General features: G+C 35.7%; 20 protein-coding genes. 7 read left to right on the plus strand and 13 right to left on the minus strand.

The features are described 5' to 3' along the window. Window positions 1-61: 61 nt before the first annotated feature. Window positions 62-628: a CvpA family protein gene (locus tag G9Q29_RS01540; protein WP_317164724.1), complete on the minus strand. Its 567-nt coding sequence runs from the start codon at window positions 626-628 to the stop codon at window positions 62-64. Between the two features lie 76 nt (window positions 629-704). Between G9Q29_RS01540 and G9Q29_RS01545 the strand changes: the two genes are divergently transcribed. The 3 genes from G9Q29_RS01545 (at window position 705) to G9Q29_RS01555 (ending at window position 2,672) form a co-directional block, all read left to right on the plus strand. Then, complete coding sequence (locus tag G9Q29_RS01545; RefSeq protein ID WP_166132747.1) at window positions 705-1,061, plus strand: hypothetical protein; 357 nt, start codon at window positions 705-707, stop codon at window positions 1,059-1,061. A gap of 101 nt (window positions 1,062-1,162) precedes the next feature. Continuing rightward, window positions 1,163-2,182 carry a phenylalanine--tRNA ligase subunit alpha gene (gene pheS / locus G9Q29_RS01550; protein ID WP_166132748.1) on the plus strand — a complete coding sequence of 340 codons (1,020 nt, stop codon included), beginning with the start codon at window positions 1,163-1,165 and terminating at the stop codon, window positions 2,180-2,182. 82 nt (window positions 2,183-2,264) lie between these two features. Further along, on the plus strand, window positions 2,265-2,672 hold the full coding sequence (locus G9Q29_RS01555; protein WP_166132749.1) for a hypothetical protein: 408 nt from the start codon (window positions 2,265-2,267) through the stop codon (window positions 2,670-2,672). Between the two features lie 229 nt (window positions 2,673-2,901). Here G9Q29_RS01555 and G9Q29_RS01560 read toward each other — a convergent pair whose 3' ends face one another. From G9Q29_RS01560 to G9Q29_RS01575, 4 genes are all read right to left on the minus strand, one after another. Further along, window positions 2,902-3,114, minus strand: a complete 213-nt coding sequence (locus G9Q29_RS01560; RefSeq protein ID WP_166132750.1) for a hypothetical protein — start codon at window positions 3,112-3,114, stop codon at window positions 2,902-2,904. Between the two features lie 34 nt (window positions 3,115-3,148). Then, window positions 3,149-4,144, minus strand: coding sequence for an NAD(P)H-dependent glycerol-3-phosphate dehydrogenase (locus G9Q29_RS01565; RefSeq protein WP_166132751.1), 996 nt, complete (start codon window positions 4,142-4,144; stop codon window positions 3,149-3,151). A 289-nt stretch (window positions 4,145-4,433) separates the two neighbouring features. Further along, window positions 4,434-5,597 (minus strand): iron-containing alcohol dehydrogenase, encoded by a 1,164-nt coding sequence (locus G9Q29_RS01570; protein WP_166132752.1) that lies wholly within the window; start codon window positions 5,595-5,597, stop codon window positions 4,434-4,436. Window positions 5,598-5,701: 104 nt separating this feature from the next. Beyond that, window positions 5,702-6,472 carry a type 1 glutamine amidotransferase domain-containing protein gene (locus tag G9Q29_RS01575; protein WP_166132753.1) on the minus strand — a complete coding sequence of 257 codons (771 nt, stop codon included), beginning with the start codon at window positions 6,470-6,472 and terminating at the stop codon, window positions 5,702-5,704. Between G9Q29_RS01575 and G9Q29_RS01580 the strand changes: the two genes are divergently transcribed. Then, window positions 6,457-7,455 carry a LysR family transcriptional regulator gene (locus G9Q29_RS01580; RefSeq protein WP_394367659.1) on the plus strand — a complete coding sequence of 333 codons (999 nt, stop codon included), beginning with the start codon at window positions 6,457-6,459 and terminating at the stop codon, window positions 7,453-7,455. The genes G9Q29_RS01575 and G9Q29_RS01580 overlap by 16 nt on opposite strands. A gap of 1 nt (window position 7,456) precedes the next feature. Here the strand turns inward: G9Q29_RS01580 and G9Q29_RS01585 are convergent, their stop codons facing one another. The 6 genes from G9Q29_RS01585 to G9Q29_RS01610 form a co-directional block, all read right to left on the minus strand. Next, a complete protein-coding gene (locus tag G9Q29_RS01585) occupies window positions 7,457-8,149 on the minus strand; it encodes a hypothetical protein (protein WP_166132754.1) in 693 nt (230 codons plus the stop codon). Then, window positions 8,146-8,727, minus strand: coding sequence for a nicotinate (nicotinamide) nucleotide adenylyltransferase (nadD, locus tag G9Q29_RS01590; protein WP_166132755.1), 582 nt, complete (start codon window positions 8,725-8,727; stop codon window positions 8,146-8,148). The genes G9Q29_RS01585 and nadD overlap by 4 nt, the downstream gene beginning before the upstream one ends. 81 nt (window positions 8,728-8,808) lie before the next feature. Then, the gene (gmk, locus tag G9Q29_RS01595; RefSeq protein ID WP_086453268.1) at window positions 8,809-9,381 is read right to left on the minus strand and encodes a guanylate kinase; all 573 of its coding nucleotides are present in this window, start codon (window positions 9,379-9,381) and stop codon (window positions 8,809-8,811) included. Between the two features lie 83 nt (window positions 9,382-9,464). Continuing rightward, entirely contained in the window at window positions 9,465-10,325 is an 861-nt protein-coding gene (locus G9Q29_RS01600) for a YicC/YloC family endoribonuclease (RefSeq protein ID WP_166132756.1), read from the minus strand. 159 nt (window positions 10,326-10,484) lie between these two features. After that, window positions 10,485-11,366, minus strand: coding sequence for a DMT family transporter (locus tag G9Q29_RS01605; protein WP_166132757.1), 882 nt, complete (start codon window positions 11,364-11,366; stop codon window positions 10,485-10,487). Then, window positions 11,359-11,715 (minus strand): arsenate reductase family protein, encoded by a 357-nt coding sequence (locus tag G9Q29_RS01610; protein WP_166132758.1) that lies wholly within the window; start codon window positions 11,713-11,715, stop codon window positions 11,359-11,361. The genes G9Q29_RS01605 and G9Q29_RS01610 overlap by 8 nt, the downstream gene beginning before the upstream one ends. Before the next feature lie 77 nt (window positions 11,716-11,792). Between G9Q29_RS01610 and G9Q29_RS01615 the strand changes: the two genes are divergently transcribed. Beyond that, window positions 11,793-12,251 carry a DinB family protein gene (locus tag G9Q29_RS01615; protein WP_166132759.1) on the plus strand — a complete coding sequence of 153 codons (459 nt, stop codon included), beginning with the start codon at window positions 11,793-11,795 and terminating at the stop codon, window positions 12,249-12,251. A 190-nt stretch (window positions 12,252-12,441) separates the two neighbouring features. Here G9Q29_RS01615 and G9Q29_RS01620 read toward each other — a convergent pair whose 3' ends face one another. Continuing rightward, a complete protein-coding gene (locus G9Q29_RS01620; RefSeq protein WP_225872871.1) occupies window positions 12,442-13,350 on the minus strand; it encodes a DUF3298 and DUF4163 domain-containing protein in 909 nt (302 codons plus the stop codon). On the opposite strand from G9Q29_RS01620, the gene G9Q29_RS01625 reads away from it, so the two are divergent. Continuing rightward, window positions 13,344-14,522 carry a cystathionine gamma-synthase gene (locus tag G9Q29_RS01625; protein ID WP_317164726.1) on the plus strand — a complete coding sequence of 393 codons (1,179 nt, stop codon included), beginning with the start codon at window positions 13,344-13,346 and terminating at the stop codon, window positions 14,520-14,522. The genes G9Q29_RS01620 and G9Q29_RS01625 overlap by 7 nt on opposite strands. Before the next feature lie 61 nt (window positions 14,523-14,583). Here the strand turns inward: G9Q29_RS01625 and G9Q29_RS01630 are convergent, their stop codons facing one another. After that, a complete protein-coding gene (locus G9Q29_RS01630; protein ID WP_166132762.1) occupies window positions 14,584-15,390 on the minus strand; it encodes a THC0290_0291 family protein in 807 nt (268 codons plus the stop codon). 277 nt (window positions 15,391-15,667) lie between these two features. On the opposite strand from G9Q29_RS01630, the gene gdhA reads away from it, so the two are divergent. Continuing rightward, entirely contained in the window at window positions 15,668-17,011 is a 1,344-nt protein-coding gene (gdhA, locus tag G9Q29_RS01635) for an NADP-specific glutamate dehydrogenase (RefSeq protein WP_166132763.1), read from the plus strand. Window positions 17,012-17,024: the final 13 nt, after the last annotated feature.

Consider the following 17,024-nt stretch of genomic DNA (forward strand, 5'->3'; position numbering starts at 1 on the left):
GAATTAAAATAAACATTTTGTTATTAGGTTTTTGGTATTGTTGGTAATTAAAATTAAAGTCCTACTTCTTCAACCCATCGTACCATTTTTCGATAGAAGGAAAAATAAATTTAGCCGTTTTTTGGATAGGATTGTAAAAAATCGAATTGTCTAAAGTTTCTTTTTTGGCTAAAAAATTATGGTAGTTTATTTTTTCAAATATTGAGAACACAACTCCCAAAATAAGAACTGTTTTTAAAATTCTAAAAAATCCGCCACCAAGTGTATTGGCCCAACCTAGAAAAGCCAAATCAGCAATTCCGGTTAAAATTTTTCCTAGCAATGAAACTGCAACAACCACTGCAGCAAAGGTGAGCATAAAAGCTATGACTTGTACGGTATTTGGATTCCATTTGACAAAGCCAAGAAGTAGGTTTTTTACAGCTGCGGAAAATTGTATAGCCAAATACACACCAAGTAATAACGATAGCAAAGAAGCCAATTCTGCAAAAAGTCCGTTTTTTAAACCTTTGTAAGCCGCAAAAACCAACAAAACACCTACTACAATATCAATAAATCCCATTTGATTGTTGTTAAAATTATGATCGCAAATATAAATGATTTGTTCTATACCATTGTCAATTTTCAAGTTCTTATCTTTGCGTGATACAATTGTAAAGGTGATGACTTGCTAGATCGTAACCTATAATTCATAATTCAAAAAAATGTCAAGAGACGCACAATTAAAAGAACGCTGGGAACAGCTTGTCAAGATACTTTCTGATCAATTTTCGCAAGGCGAAGATTTAGATTTAGATGCCATAATTTATTTGATCGGAGTACAAGAATTAGGAAAAGTACACCAAGAATTCAAAAAAGACGAGAAAGTAAACCTCATGCACATTGCTATTTGCAGGTTGCTAGAACCTTATGGATTTTACGAATTTGATTTTTTTGACAATGACGGCTGGCCACATTACACCGTAAAAGAAGAATTGCCACCGCTTAAGGCAGGAGAACAATCAGTTTTGATGAAAGAAGCCATTGTGAATTATTTTTTAGAACGCGAAGTAATTTCGTAGTTGACAGTCACAGTCACAGTTTTCAGAATGATTCTACTAAAAACTGCGACTGAAAACTGAAAACTTTTACCTAAATTTGCACTCTCAAGTACCGATGGAAAATGATAGATAAGATAAAAGAATATATTGGCGAAGCTCAAGCTTTTTCAACACAAAATGCAGGAGAATTAGAGGCATTCCGAATTAAATTTTTAGGAAGCAAAGGTCTTTTAAAAGATTTGTTTGCTGAGTTCAAAAATGTGCCAAACGATCAAAAAAAGGAGTTTGGACAAATCATGAATTTGCTAAAAACTACTGCCGAAGAAAAAGTAAAATCCATTCAAGAAGCTTTAGAAAGTAAGGAAGAAAGCAAAGGTTTTTACGGCGATTTAACTCGTGCTGCCGAGCCGCTTGTTATCGGTTCGCGTCACCCAATTTCATTGGTAAAAAACCAAATTATTGATATCTTTTCAACCATTGGTTTTAACGTTTCTGAAGGTCCAGAAATCGAAGACGATTGGCATAATTTTACTGCTTTGAACTTGCCAGAATACCATCCGGCACGTGACATGCAAGACACGTTTTTCATTCAAACTAATCCTGATATTTTGTTGCGTACGCATACATCATCTGTACAAGTGCGTTACATGGAAAACAACAAACCGCCAATTCGTACCATTTCGCCAGGGCGCGTTTTCCGTAATGAGGCAGTTTCGTCGCGTTCGCACTGTATTTTTCATCAAGTAGAAGGCTTGTACATTGATAAAGATGTTTCTTTTGCCGACTTAAAACAAACCTTGTTGTATTTTACTAAGGAAATGTTCGGGAAATCAAAAATCCGTTTGCGTCCATCTTATTTTCCGTTTACAGAACCAAGCGCCGAAATTGATATTTATTGGGGTTTAAAAACCGAAACAGATTACAGAATCACCAAAGGAACAGGCTGGCTAGAAATAGGTGGTTGTGGTATGGTAGATCCTAATGTATTAAAAAATTGCAACATTAATCCTGATGAACATACCGGATTTGCATTCGGAATGGGAATCGAGCGTATTGCAATGTTGTTGTATCAAATAGGTGATATTCGTATGTTTTACGAAAATGACGTTCGTTTCTTAGAGCAATTTAAAGCAAGTATATAATTTAATAGTACTTAGTCACTAGTACTTAGTTTCTTGATGTAAATGACTAAGGACTATGTACTAGGGACTAAAAACTCAATTTATGAAAAAAGACATCATCATCCCCGAAGTAGAAAACGTTTTTTTTGCAGCAGTGCAAGAATGGAGTGACGATTTTATGGAGAAAGTATGGTATGCTTATCTCGTAAACGATAGCGATTACCTAATAGAAAGTGTGATGGTTGTTTCTAAAGCTTTTGGTACCATTGATGGTGAAATGAAAAAAACATCATTATTGCGACATGCCTTTATGGAAGTCCCAGCGGTTTCTGTAGTTAAGGTTGAAATGATCGAAAAAAGTGTTTTGGCGCTAAACAATGAATTCATGCTCACATTTTTCATGGATGGAAAATTATACGATAAAAAATTCATTTTTAAAGCAAACTCCATCAATGAAACAGAGGTAGAAGAAGTACCAATTTTATTTGTTGACGGTGTTATTGTTAGGTAAATTATTAGTGCTTTCTTCTTTTATTTTCTGTTTCCAAGAAAAATAACTTACTATAAAAATACCGATTACAATAAAAAAGAGCATTCTCAGCAAACATCTTTTAGATAAAAATGCTTGTGAAAATGACATGTTTAACAAGTCAAAAAATTGTATTATAAGAGAGAAAGATATCCCCCAAATTAACCCTATTTTAAGTTGATATTTCCATCTTTCACTCATAACTAGAAAATTATAGATTTTGTTTTTGTTTGGATTTCCAGGTGTAATAACCCAAAACAAATATGCCTACTAAAATGTAAGCCACAGCTTTTAAATAAAAAGCAGGAGTGGTAACTTGTGCTGCTAGTGGAGTTTCTTTTAAGTCAAACAGAACATTGAAAACCGTCATAAATAAACCCCAAATACCACCCATTTTAATCTGATATTTCCATCTTTCGCTCATAGGTGTATTTTAAATTTTGAATACTGACGATTTTCTAGTCGAGTTTGTCGGTTAGTTTTTTAAATACTGCTTTTGCATCTTGACCTTCGTACAAAATACTGTGAACTGCATCAATTATTGGGGTTTTAGCACCATAGGCTTGATTGAGTTTGTAGGCGCTCTTGGCAGCATAATAACCTTCAGCCACCATACTCATCTCCATCATTGCTGATTTGACGGTGTAGCCTTTACCAATCATGTTACCAAACATTCTATTTCTAGAAAAAACAGAGTAACCAGTAACCAACAAATCTCCCAAATAAGCAGAATCATTAATATTGCGTTTCATGCGGTGCACTTTTCGGATGAATTTTTTCATCTCCCGAATTCCGTTACTCATTAAAACCGATTGAAAGTTATCACCATAACCCAATCCATGAGCAATTCCGGCAGCAATAGCATAGATGTTTTTTAACATCGCTGCATATTCTGTTCCTATAATGTCGTCGGTAATTTTTGTTTTAATGTAATTGCCTGAAAGATTTTTTGCAACCAATTTGGCTTTGTCTGGATCACCACAAGCAATGGTTAGGTAGGATAAGCGCTCCATAGCTACTTCTTCGGCATGGCAAGGACCAGTAATTACTCCAATGTTGTAATAAGGAATATCGTATTTTACATGAAAATGTTCTCCAACAATTAAACTTGTCTCAGGAACGATTCCTTTAATGGCTGAAAATATAATCTTATTTTCAAGTGAAACAGTTAGTTTTTCTAATTCGGCACCCACAAAAGCAGAAGGTATAGCAAAAATGATATAATCGGCGTAAGCCACTGCCTCATTAATATCGCTTGTTAATTTTAATTTTTTAACGTCAAACTCAACCGAACTCAAATAGTTAGGATTGTGCTTATAGGTTTTTAGATGTTCTATTGCAGCTTCATTACGCATGTACCAAGCTATTTCGTTAAGATTTACGCAAAGCATCTTAGCTATTGCCGTAGCCCAACTCCCACCACCAATTACTGCAAATTTTTTATTATCGGTCATTGTTTACTGAATTTAATCAAAAGTACTTAAAAAAGGAGTAATGAAGCAAATTTAATTAAAGTATACAATTCTTTGAAAAATATGGTTTTGTAGCTGTTTGTCTAAAAAAAACAAAAAACAGATATTTTTTTTCAATAGTAGTACAATATTATTGTTTCAGATTCGTTGTATCTAATTAATAAGCAGCGTTTTAATAAATGTACGTATTGAGTGAGTTAGTTATTTTACAATGTAAAAAGGCGTTCCCTTATTTGGAGAACGCCTTTTTTATACATTTTTAAGGAGTATTTTAATAACTCATTTCAACGATTGCTGTTACTTTTTCAAGTGTTACCAATTGTTTTTCACCTAAACCTAACCAACCTCTTTCTTTGAAGCGGTCTACTATGAAATTCGCGGTATTGTCAAATTCTTTAGTGTAGTCTGACAATTTAGTGTCCATTCCCATTGTGTGAAAAAAGGCCACTGTTTTGTTTATCGCTTCATTTGCAATTTCATCATCTGTTCCGGTTAAATTAAAAATACGTTTTCCGTATTGTGCTAATTTTCCTTTTTTGGTTTCAAACATAACGCGATACAAATTTGGACCAACTACTGCTAACGTTCTCGCATGATCAATTCCGTACAAAGCCGTAAGTTCGTGACCAATCATGTGTGTAGCCCAATCAGATGGAACTCCTTTTTGAATTAATCCGTTCAAGGCCATGGTGCAACTCCACATAAAGTTAGAAGCCAAGGCATAATCTGCTGGATTTTCAACTACTTCAGGACCTACTTGAATTAAGGTTTGCAAAATACTTTCGGCAATACGATCTTGTAAAAAACCTTCATGCGGATAAGTTAAATATTGCTCTAAAACATGAGTGTAAGCATCTACGACACCATTTTGCAATTGTCTTTTTGGTAACGATTGAATGACTGTTGGATCACAAATAGAGAATTTTGGGAATAATGCCGAACCTCCAAAAGCCAATTTCTCTTGAGTAGCTTGAATAGTAACAACTGAACCAGAGTTCATCTCGCTTCCTGTTGCTGGCAAAGTAAGGACTGTTCCAAAAGGCACTACTTTAGACAAATCCTTGATCAACAATCTTTTTTGCAGAATTTCCATTGGATTTCCCTCAAAATTTACGGCTGCCGAAATAAATTTTACCCCATCAATTACTGAACCTCCACCAACGGCAAGGATGAAATCAATCTTTTGTTCTTTAATAACGTCAACCGCTTTCATCAAAGTTTCAAAATGCGGATTTGGTTCGATTCCACCAAATTCAACAATTGTAAAATTTTTTAGATTGTTGATGACCTGCTCGTGAATACCATTTTTGAAAATACTTCCACCACCGTACGCCAAAAGAATTTTAGCTCCTTGAGGCACCAGCGTGGATAGTTTTTCTATTTGTCCTTTTCCAAAAACTAAATTGGTAGGATTGTATAAATCGAAGTTTAACATGATATTTTAATTTTTAAAGAGTTACTAAGATACTGAGATTCTTTGTTTTTAAAGCTTATTTAAACCTTAGCAACTTAGCTTCTCAGTATCTTAGCGACTTTCTCTTATTTTTTTGAATTCAATTGAGCCAACAATTTTTCAGCAACTAATTTAGACGAAGCTGGATTTTGACCTGTAATTAACAAACCATCTTCTACTGCATATGGATTCCAATCTGCAACTTTTGAATAAATTGCTCCGTTAGCTTTTAAAGCATCCTCTAATAAAAATGGAACAACTTTAGTCAATCCAACTGCTTCTTCCTCGGTGTTTGAAAAACCAGTTACTTTTTTACCTTTTACTAAAAATTCTCCATTTACTTTCACGTTTTTCAACACTGCTGGTGAGTGACAAACAAAAGCTACAGGTTTGTTATTGGTGTAAAAAGACTCAATCAAAGCGCTAGAATTAGAATCAGTAGCTAAATCCCATAATGGACCGTGGCCACCTGGATAAAAAACCGCATCGTAATCAGACTCTTTCACATCGCCTAATTTGTGCGTGTTTTTTAGTTTTGCTAGCAATTCAGTATCAGCATCAAAACGTTTTGTGTCCTCTGTAGCTGCAGATGGGTCTTCACTTTTTGGGTCAATTGGAGGTTGTCCACCCTTTGGAGTAGCAATATCAATTTGAACACCTTTGTCTAGTAATTCATAATATGGAGCAGCAAATTCTTCTGTCCAAAATCCTGTTTTTTCTCCTGTGTTTCCAAGTTCAGAATGACTGGTAACAACAAATAATACTTTTTTCATCTTATTTTTTTTTGTTTTTTGTGCCGTCGCCGATAAGCAACCCACGGTTAATACTAGTAATGCAAATAATGCGATCTTTTTCATCTTGTAATTTCTTTGTACAAATTTACGGCGATTATGTTATCAGTAAAAATAATTTAAATTATGTTTGTGATAAATATATTTATATCATGGTCAATCTAGAATGGTACCGCACCTTTAAATCAGTGTATAAAAACGGAAATTTTTCTGCGGCTGCCAAAGAGTTGTTTATTAGTCAACCCGCTGTGAGTCAGCAAATATCCATGCTCGAAGCGCACGTGGGGTACAAGCTTTTCAATAGAAAGTCAAAAGGTGTAGAACCTACTGAATACGCTAAGTTACTCAATAATTTAATCATTGAAGCATTAGACCGATTGGAAAATGTAGAAAATGGTTTTCGCGCTAAAGCTTTCAATGCCAATCGTTTAATTTCAATAGGAATTTCGAAACATTTAATGTCTAGTTTGGGTAGTGCCTTGGTATCAAAGTTCGAGTATATTGACTTTAGTTTCTACGATAATGACACGTTGTTTGAATTGGTGAACGAAAAAAAACTAGATTTTGCGGTCGTTACTAAACAATTTGACACCTTTGATACCATTCAGAAAAAAGTTGGTGAGATCAAGCAGGTAATTGTAGGATCGCCAGAAATTGATGCCACGCCATTAAAAACAAGTATAAAACTTAAAGATTTTGCGGCCATTGAACATTGGTTAAACGATCAAAAATGGTACAGCCACAATGCTCAAATTCCACATATCAAATTATTTTGGTTGCATGTCTTTAACAAAAAAAGACCGTCGATGGTTCCAAACTATATCATTCCGTCTGAATATGAAATGCTCGAAATTATTTCGAGAAATACAGGAATAGGAGTAGTTTGGGATATCAACGCAAAAAAGCTACTAGCCGAAAACAAAATCCAGATGTTGTGGAACAGCAAGCAAATGCCTAGCACATCAGTTTATGTCTTAGCAGGTAAAAACGAGAACTTGAGTACTATTTTTGAGAATATTCAAGTGGAGTTGAAAAAGGTTCTAAGTTAACTTAGCAACAATATTTTGCTCGCATTTCCATAGCTTCTTCATCTGAGGAATATCCAATAAGCAATAAACCTTCAGTACAATCTACTCTTTTTTCTTTGATGAGTTTTGCAACAAAATTTATAAATTCGGTACTTTCTCGATGGCCTTGAGGAATATGATTTAAGTATTGTCTCGAATATTTTATCTTTTCTTGGCAAATTAGAGTGGTGATTTGATCAAAGAAAAATCGCACTTCGTAAGGAGTATTGATTTCGAAGAAGAATTTTATTTTTTCATCGTTGTAAGTAAATGCGATGCTGTTTCCTATTCCGTTTGTATAGCATGGTCCGCTTCGGGATTCAGGAGTTGGTTTTCCATAGTAATCACCGGCGGAAACAGTGAAGTTTGTAATGTGTTGGTATTCAAATTGTCTGTCATCGACTTGCATGTAATCATCCTTAAATTGAAAATCTCCTTCAAAATAGCCATTGATGTTTTCATGTTCATTCAAACGTACAATAAAACTGGAAAGGTATGCAATAGCGGAAATAGCAAGTAGGTATATGATTGGTTTGTTGTAAATATCAAAAATATACGAGAGTATTCCTAAGCTAAAAATAGCAGCAATAGAGTAATGATGTAATTTCTCGGATAAAGTCAAAGTAGAAGAACCTCTTCTTTTTTTTGGGCGAAAAATTCGAAATGAGAGAATCACTTTTTATAAAAATTATTATGATCAATGTACTCCCAAACTTTTGCAGGCAACAGCGGTTGAATGTTTTTGCCTTTTTTGATGTTGTCACGGATAAAAGTTGCTGAAATCTCTACAACAGGAGCATCAATCAGATGGATTTTTGGATGATTTTTAAATTCCAAATTTTCTTCTTCGGATGAGATTCGTGGGTACACATAAATGTCATGACGCTCCAGGATTACATCGTAGTTTTTCCATTTGTGTAACGATTTCAAATTATCTTCTCCCATGATTAAAGAGAATTCGTAATTAGGATATTTTTCCTCTAAATGAGCGAGTGTATTTACCGTATAATTTGGTTGTGGTAGTTTAAATTCAATATCCGAAGGCTTGATTTTTGGGAAATGCTCAGTAGCTAGAAAAACCATTTGCAAACGATGGTAATCATCAAGCAACGTACTTTTTTTCTTCAAAGGATTGTGTGGCGTAACCACCATCCAAACTTGATCTAAATCAGAATGCTCTGCCATGTGGTTGGCAATAATAAGGTGCCCAACATGAATGGGATTAAACGTTCCGAAATAAAGTCCGATTTTCATTAATTTAAAGATTTAAAAATTTAATGATTTAAAGATTAGAAAGAATTTTTGAATTTTTAAATTCTTTAATTTTTAAATCCTTTAATCCTCAACAAAATCCTTCACCAATTGATACGCTTCCTCAAGTGCAACTGGCAAATCATAGTTTTTGATAATTACGTCAAATTGTGGAGCAGTTGCAAGTTCTACAGATGCTTTAGCGATGCGCATATTGATTTTGTCATCGCTCTCGGTGGAGCGTTCCTTCAATCGTCTTTTAAGTTCGTCCACGCTTGGTGGTTTTACAAAAACAGCCAAAGTTTCTTCAGGAAATTTATGTTTGATGCGCAATCCGCCCGCTACATCAATATCAAAAATCACGTTTTTACCAAGTGCCCAAATGCGTTCTACTTCGCTTTTTAAGGTTCCGTAAAAATTGTCGCGGTAGACTTCTTCCCATTCTACGAAATCCTCGTTTTTAATGTGCGTTTTAAAATCTTTTAATGACATAAAATAGTAATCCTTGCCACTAACTTCTTCACCACGAGCTTCGCGCGTAGCTGCTGATATAGAAAACTCTAAATTCAAGTCTTCTTGTTTTAATAAATGCCTAACTATAGTAGTTTTTCCTGATCCTGACGGTGCCGAGAATACGATTAATTTTCCTTTTTTCATCTTTATAATGATTAGTCCAAAGTTCTAGGTCCTTAGTCCTTGTTGTTGAATACAAAGGACTAACGACTAAGTACTAATTACTTTTATAACACATTCAACACCTGTTCCTTAATTTTTTCCAATTCGTCTTTCATTTGAACGACTAATTTTTGCATTTGTGCGTGATTCGATTTGGAACCCATCGTGTTGATTTCTCGTCCCATTTCTTGAGTAATAAAGCCAAGTTTTCTACCGTTAGCTTCCGTTCCGTTGATGGTTTCTAAGAAATAATCTAGGTGGTTTGTCAAACGTACTTTTTCTTCGGTGATGTCTAGTTTCTCTAAATAATAAATCAATTCTTGTTCAAATCGATTTTCATCAACATTCACTTTCAATTCTGCAATAGCAGTTTGCAGACGGTCTTTTATGGCTTGAACACGCTCTGGATCAAGCGCTAGTGCCTCAGTCATGTATTGACGAATATTTCCAATACGCAATTGAAATTCTTTTTCAAGTGACATGCCTTCATCTTGTCTGAAGTTCAAGATGTTTTGTAACGCTTCTTCGATAACGGTTTGAATTTGAATCCAATCGTTTTCATCAATTTCCTCACGTTCTATTTTCATGGTATCCGGCATGCGAACAGCCATTTTCATCAATTCGGTTTCATCAGCTTGTGGATATACTTCACGTAACTGACTGATGTATGCTTTTACAATAGGTACGTTTACTTTGGTAGAAGTTTGCTCAGCAGTACTTTCCATAAAAATAGAAAAATCAACTTTGCCTCGCTCGAGTTTCAGTGCAATTTGGTTTCGAAGACCCAATTCCATTTCGCGGTAAAGCGATGGCATGCGAACATTTAAATCGAGTCCTTTACTGTTTAATGATTTAACTTCTACTGTTATTTTTTTGGTTGGCAATTGCAAAGTAGCTTTACCAAAACCGGTCATTGATTGTATCATATTGTTTTCTAAAAGAGGGCAAAGATAAGGAAAAAGTGTTCAGTGATTCGTTTTTAGTCTCAGTCTCAGTTTTTAGGGTGTTGTCTGCAGTTTTCAGTAATCAAATTCGTAATCAAATCTCATTTTTGTAAACTACTTTTCACAACTGTCCACTGTAAACTAGTTTTTTTTCATAGTCACTAAATAAACTCCGGTAAATATTAAGAGAGCCGACCCAATTTTGACCAAACTCAATTCGTCTTTACCCAAGCCAATAGCGAATACAGTTGCAAAAAAGGGTTGCAAATAAATAAAAACAGCAACCGTAGTTGGTTTTAATTCCTTCATCGAAAGTAAATTCAAAAGGTACGTCAAAAAGGTCGAAAAAATAACTACAAATCCTATTTTCCAGCCAATAACCTCAGGTACTGCTGCCCAGTTAACCGCCTGAAATTCGTTCCATCCAAAAGGCAAAACCATTAAAAAACCAAACAAATAAATCCATTTTACAAAAGTAAAAGCATTGTATTTATCCATTAATTTCTTGACTACAATAAGGTAAAATCCGTAGGAAATAGCATTTACTAAAACGAGGAAATTCCCCAATCCAGCATTGGTAGCATTACCGATAGATTTTCCATACAGAATAAGAAACGCTGTTCCTATGAGCCCGAGTACAATTCCAAAAACTTTTCGTTTCTGCATGCGCTCCTTCATAATTATGGCCGAAAGTGTCAACACAATCATCGGGGTCGATACCATAATTACCGCTGCACTAATGGGCGATGTCAAGCTCAATCCTTTAAAAAAAGTAAGCATATTAAAGGCCACGCCAAAAAAAGCAGCGGCTATGATTCGAGGAAAATCATTCCAGTCTATTTTTTCTTTTGGCATAAACAACCAAGCCAACCAAAAGAGCAATACAGAGCCACCCACCCGAAGTAAAATAAATCCATACGCATCAATGTACGCGGGCATTACATCTTTGGCAATGGTAAAAGTGACACCATAAATAATCGATACCAGTGTGGCGCCAATCAGCGCAAGATTACGTTTAGACATTTGCAAAGGCAAGCATTACTTGGTGCATGTTTTGTTGGCTGTTGCCAATGTAAATCTTGTTTTTAATGATAAAAACAGGACGACTCAAAAACGTATAATGTTCCAAAATGTATTTCTTATAATCGGCTTCAGTCAAGTTTTTGTTTTTCAAATCCATTGATTTGTAAAGCTGTGCTTTTTTGCTAAAAAGTGCTTCGTAACTACCCGAAAGTTCACGCATTTGCTCCAATTCAGTTTCGGTAATCGGATTTTGTTTGATGTCGTGAAAACTCAAATTGTGGTTTTCTGGCAATGATTTAATAATTTTTCTGCAAGTGTCGCAAGAGGCGAGGTAGTATATTTTGTCCATGAATCGTATAATTTCTTTCTGCAAAGAAAATTCATTTGCCACGTAAATTGATTATTTTTATCAAAAAATATAAAAAAATGAAGCAAGTATTTGACGTTACAACCACAAGCAGAAAAATGATTTCTACTTTTCTTGAAAACTATTCCTTGGCGCAACTCAATACCATTCCGCCGGGATTCAACAATAATTTGATTTGGAACATCGGACACATTATCGTTTCGCAGCAAATTTTGGTTTACAAACTGTCGGGTTTGCCGCTTTTGGTCTCTAATGAATTGGTCGAAAAATATATGAAAGGAACCCGCCCTGAAACCGATGCATCACAAGCCGAAGTAGATGAAATTAAACATCTTTTAACGTATACGTTGCAGCAAACTCAGGTAGATTTTGAGCAAAACCTTTTTCAAAATTACACATCTTACACCACATCTACTGGCGGTCATGTATTGAACAACGCACTCGATGCCATGGCTTTTAGCAATTTTCACGAAGGGCTTCACATAGGTTGCATGCTCATGATTCGCAAATTTATTTAAGCAAATAATTCAGGATTTCAGGAGCTATTTCCTGCCATTCGTTACAATCTGTGGGTCCAAAACCATTTTTTCTAAGGCATAAAAGGAGCTTCCTGTGGTCGCTCTTTTCTACCAAGAAAAAATAGGGTTTTGGGCCCACAGGATTTTCACTGCTGTCAGGGCTAGTGCGAGTAGTAGTGCTAAGAAAATCTTATTTTAGTGACAAGTACTCGTCAATAGTGTCGTAAGGCAAGAGTAATTCTTTTGGGCCATCGGCGTAAGAGGCGGCTTCGTAGGAGTTGTAATAAAGCAGCAATCCCTTGTCGGTGTAAAAAATAGTTTGCGGAAGCGCAAATTGATCTTCTTCAAACATCAGCCCAGTTGAATTGATCGAAGCTGAACTCGGGATTTTGTATTTGGCTCTGAATTTTTTTTCGGCGAAAGCCTTAAAACCAGCTACATCATTAAATATTGTTTCATTTGTCAAAGCTTTTCCCGTTGTGGGGTCAAACAATAAAGAGCGCAATCCTTGGTAGCCGTGAGCGCCACCCGTATAGGTGTAATGATTAATTTCAATATTGAGCACCGCTGCCGATTGGTATTTTATTTTACCCGAAACAGTAGCTTCCCAACCCATTGTTTCTCCGGGAAAATCTTTTTGTAATGCCTCGTACGAATCGATAAAAGCTTTTGTTAATCCATCATAGGTGGTTGCTTCGTATGGTTTTTCGCCAAAATAAACGATCTCTTTTAAAACCGAAAATACTCTTTTGTTGATGCTATCAGCTACCACATCTTTGTTGCTGGCTACGGGAATTTTTATGTCAATTTGGGGGCAGTTTTCAGCACACGCAATTTTAGATTTTTTCTGATACGTTTCGGTTATAAATTGAAGGTCCTTGGTGCAACTACTTAATAAAAGCAAGAGCGTGGCAAAAAAGAAATAGGGTTTCATGAGGCAATTGTTAATTAAATACAAAGGTATCAAGTTGTGACTTGCTAAGTATAAATTAAAGGGTAAATTTGTGAAACTTTTAGGTAATAAAATCAAACGATAGGAGATGAGGATGACTTTCAATTGGTCGCATGCACCAATGAAATCAGGCGAATCAAATATCATTTTTAAAAAACAATAAATTAAGACATATGAAATTCAATACTAAAGCAATTCACGGTGGTCAACACCATGATCCAAGCACCGGAGCTGTAATGCCGCCCGTATATCAAACTTCTACCTTTGTACAAACTAGTCCGGGGCAGCCGTTAAATCCAGATTATGAGTACAGTAGAGCCGCAAATCCTACGCGTTCAGCACTTGAAAATGCATTGGCAAGTATCGAAAACGGAACTCGTGGATTGGCTTTTTCGTCAGGATTGGCAGCTACAGATTGTGTGTTGCGTTCGTTTAAAGCAGGTGATGAAATCATTGCAATGGATGATTTGTACGGCGGAACGTACCGCATGTTCACACGTGTATACAAGGATTCTGGAATAAAATTCCATTTTGTAGATATGAATGATTTGGATAAATTCCAGTCGTTAATCAATGAAAACACCAAAATGGTTTGGGTTGAAACTCCTACCAATCCTTTGATGAAATTAGCCGATATTCAAGAAATTGCAAAAATCACTAAGGAACAGAACATACTTTTTGCTGTTGATAACACTTTTGCAACGCCGTATTTGCAAAAACCGTTAGACTTAGGAGCTGATATCGTAATGCACTCAGCAACCAAATATTTAGGCGGTCACTCAGATGTAATTGCGGGAGCTTTAATTGTAAAAGACGAAGCTTTAGGAGCACAATTACATTTTCAACAATTTGCAACCGGCGCCACACTTGGGCCAATGGATAGTTTTTTAGTACTTCGAGGAATTAAAACCTTGCATTTGCGTGTACAAAGACATTGTGAAAATGGTGCTAAAGTGGTCGAATTTTTGAGTAATCATCCAAAAATTAAAACGGTTTACTATCCTGGATTGCCAAGTCATCCGTTTCACGAAATTGCTAAAAAACAAATGAGCGGTTTTGGCGGAATGGTATCTTTTACATTTGTATCTGGTAAAAAAGAGGATGCCATTGACTTTCTTGAAAAAGTGAAGGTATTTACTTTGGCCGAATCGCTTGGTGGCGTTGAATCTTTAGCGAATCATCCTGCATTAATGACACACGCATCTATCCCGGAAGACAAACGAAAAGAAATAGGAATCACCGATGATTTAGTGCGATTAAGCGTTGGTATTGAAGATGCTGATGATTTAATCGACGATTTAAAACAAGCACTCGCATAATTCCAAAAAGAAACCCCAATACTGTTGAGTGTTGGGGTTTCTTTTTTAAATCAAAGTGTAATTAATCCAAGTAATAAATGTATCCGACGTTGAACCAAACCAACCAATCGTTTGCTTTGTTTTCTTTATAAATATCTGGGTTAGGATTTAAGCCATCTACCCAATTCGAAAAGTAATATTGAAAGCGCAAATCAACCATTAAATCACGCAATGGGCTTAGTTTATAACGTGTGCCCACACTGGTAACTACAGACCAAACCGTGCCACTTTCTGTAGAAAAACCATAAGGTCTCCCTTCAGATGGAGTAAGGTACTTAGGAAAAGTAGTGAGTGGTGTTCCTAGTTCTCCTAGTGATGATGACGCTTTGGCGTTGTAATAACTAAATTGTCCTCCCAAACTCACAAAAGGACCAAAACTTCCATTTCTTGCTGAGAAATCACGAATGCTCCAAGGGAAAAACTCCAATTGCATTCCTAAATTTGTCACAGCAGTACTTCCTTCCATAGCTCGCAATTGCTGTGCTCCGAGTGAGGTAATGCTTGGATCAACGTATTGACCAAAATGCTTCAAGTTGGTTTTGTTGAATGATAATTCAGATCTTAATTTGAAATGATCGTTAAAATAAGTTTCAGGAGTGTAGCAATTACAATCTGCTTTGTATGAAAAATTGAGATAATGTATAAGTCCAATTCCAAAACCAGTATTACCTGCATTAGTTGATAAATCGTAACGCTCACCGTAGTCTGATTGAAAAGCAACTGGACCAGCAATAACTCCCACCTCGTGTGAAAATCCGCCAAATTGTGCGTTGGAATTTAGGGTAAATCCAAGTAATATTCCTAGAAGTGGTATTAGCTGTTTGATCATTAGGAAGTGATATTTTCAAATCATGACAAATATATAAAAACAATGCTCATTTCTAAAAATATTTTAAAATTAAAAAAAAGCAGATAATTTACTATTTAGTTACGAAAGTTGCAGTGATTTGGATTAAATAAAGAAGTCCTAAATGCAAATTTTTATAGAAGGTTAAAAAAAAGATAATTCGGAAGATAAAATAAAAAAACTAAGTTTGAATATTTTTATAAGATGTATCTTTGTAAATTATAACGAAATCGTTTTCTTAATTAATCACATTAAATCTATGTTACTAAAAATAAATGATTTTATGGCTCAAGTAGAGGCCAAAAATCCAAATGAACCTGAATTTATTCAAGCTGTTAGGGAGTTTGCAGAGACTGTAATTCCATTTATTGCAGAGCAAAAAAAATACGATGGTAAGAACCTACTTTTAAGAATTGCTGAACCAGAACGTTCTATTATTTTCCGCGTTCCATGGGTTGATGATGCAGGAGAAATTCAAGTAAACAGAGGTTTCAGAATTCAAATGAACTCTGCAATTGGTCCGTACAAAGGAGGAATCCGTTTTCATCATTCAGTAAACTTGTCAGTTTTAAAGTTCTTGGCTTTTGAACAAGTTTTTAAAAACAGTTTAACAACATTACCAATGGGTGGTGGTAAAGGAGGTTCTGATTTTGACCCACAAGGTAAATCAGATGCTGAAGTAATGCGTTTTTGCCAATCGTTTATGACAGAATTGTGCAGACACATTGGACCACAGTTGGACGTTCCAGCAGGTGATATTGGTGTAGGAGCCAGAGAAATTGGTTACTTATTTGGTCAATACAAAAGAATTCGCAACGAGTTTACAGGTGTGTTAACAGGTAAAGGATTGGCTTACGGAGGATCTTTGATCAGACCAGAAGCAACAGGATACGGTGTAGTTTATTTTGCTGAGCAAATGTTGAACACTATTGGCCAACACATCGCAGGTAAAACGGTTTCTATTTCAGGTTTCGGAAACGTAGCTTGGGGTGTTGCGTTAAAAGTGAATGATTTAGGCGGAAAAGTAGTTACTATTTCTGGTCCTGATGGATATATTTATGATGCAGAAGGTATTTCTGGAGATAAAATTGACTTCATGCTTGAAATGAGAGCAAGAGGAGATAACAGAGCCGAAGCTTACCTTGAAAAATATCCAAATGCAGAATTCCACAAAGGAAAAAGCGTTTGGGAAGTAAAAGTTGATGTGGCTATTCCTTGTGCAACTCAAAACGAATTGAACGAAGAAGATGCTAAAAAATTGATTGCTAATGGAGTAATGTGTGTTACTGAAGCAGCAAACATGCCATGTACTTTAGAGGCTATCAAAGAATTCTTGAACGCAAAAGTACTTTTTGCACCAGGAAAAGCAGCTAATGCGGGTGGTGTAGCAGCATCTGGATTAGAGATGACTCAAAACTCTATTCGTTTGAACTGGACAAGTGAAGAAGTTGACGGTAGATTAAAAGAAATCATGGTTGGTATTCACAATCAATGTAAACAATACGGGACTGACGCAGACGGTTATGTGAACTACGTAAAAGGAGCTAACATTGCAGGATTTGTAAAAGTAGCCGATGCTATGCTTGCTCAAGGGGTAGTATAAATTGTTACAACCT

It is taken from the genome of Flavobacterium turcicum (assembly GCF_011365745.1).
Lineage (GTDB): Bacteria > Bacteroidota > Bacteroidia > Flavobacteriales > Flavobacteriaceae > Flavobacterium > Flavobacterium turcicum.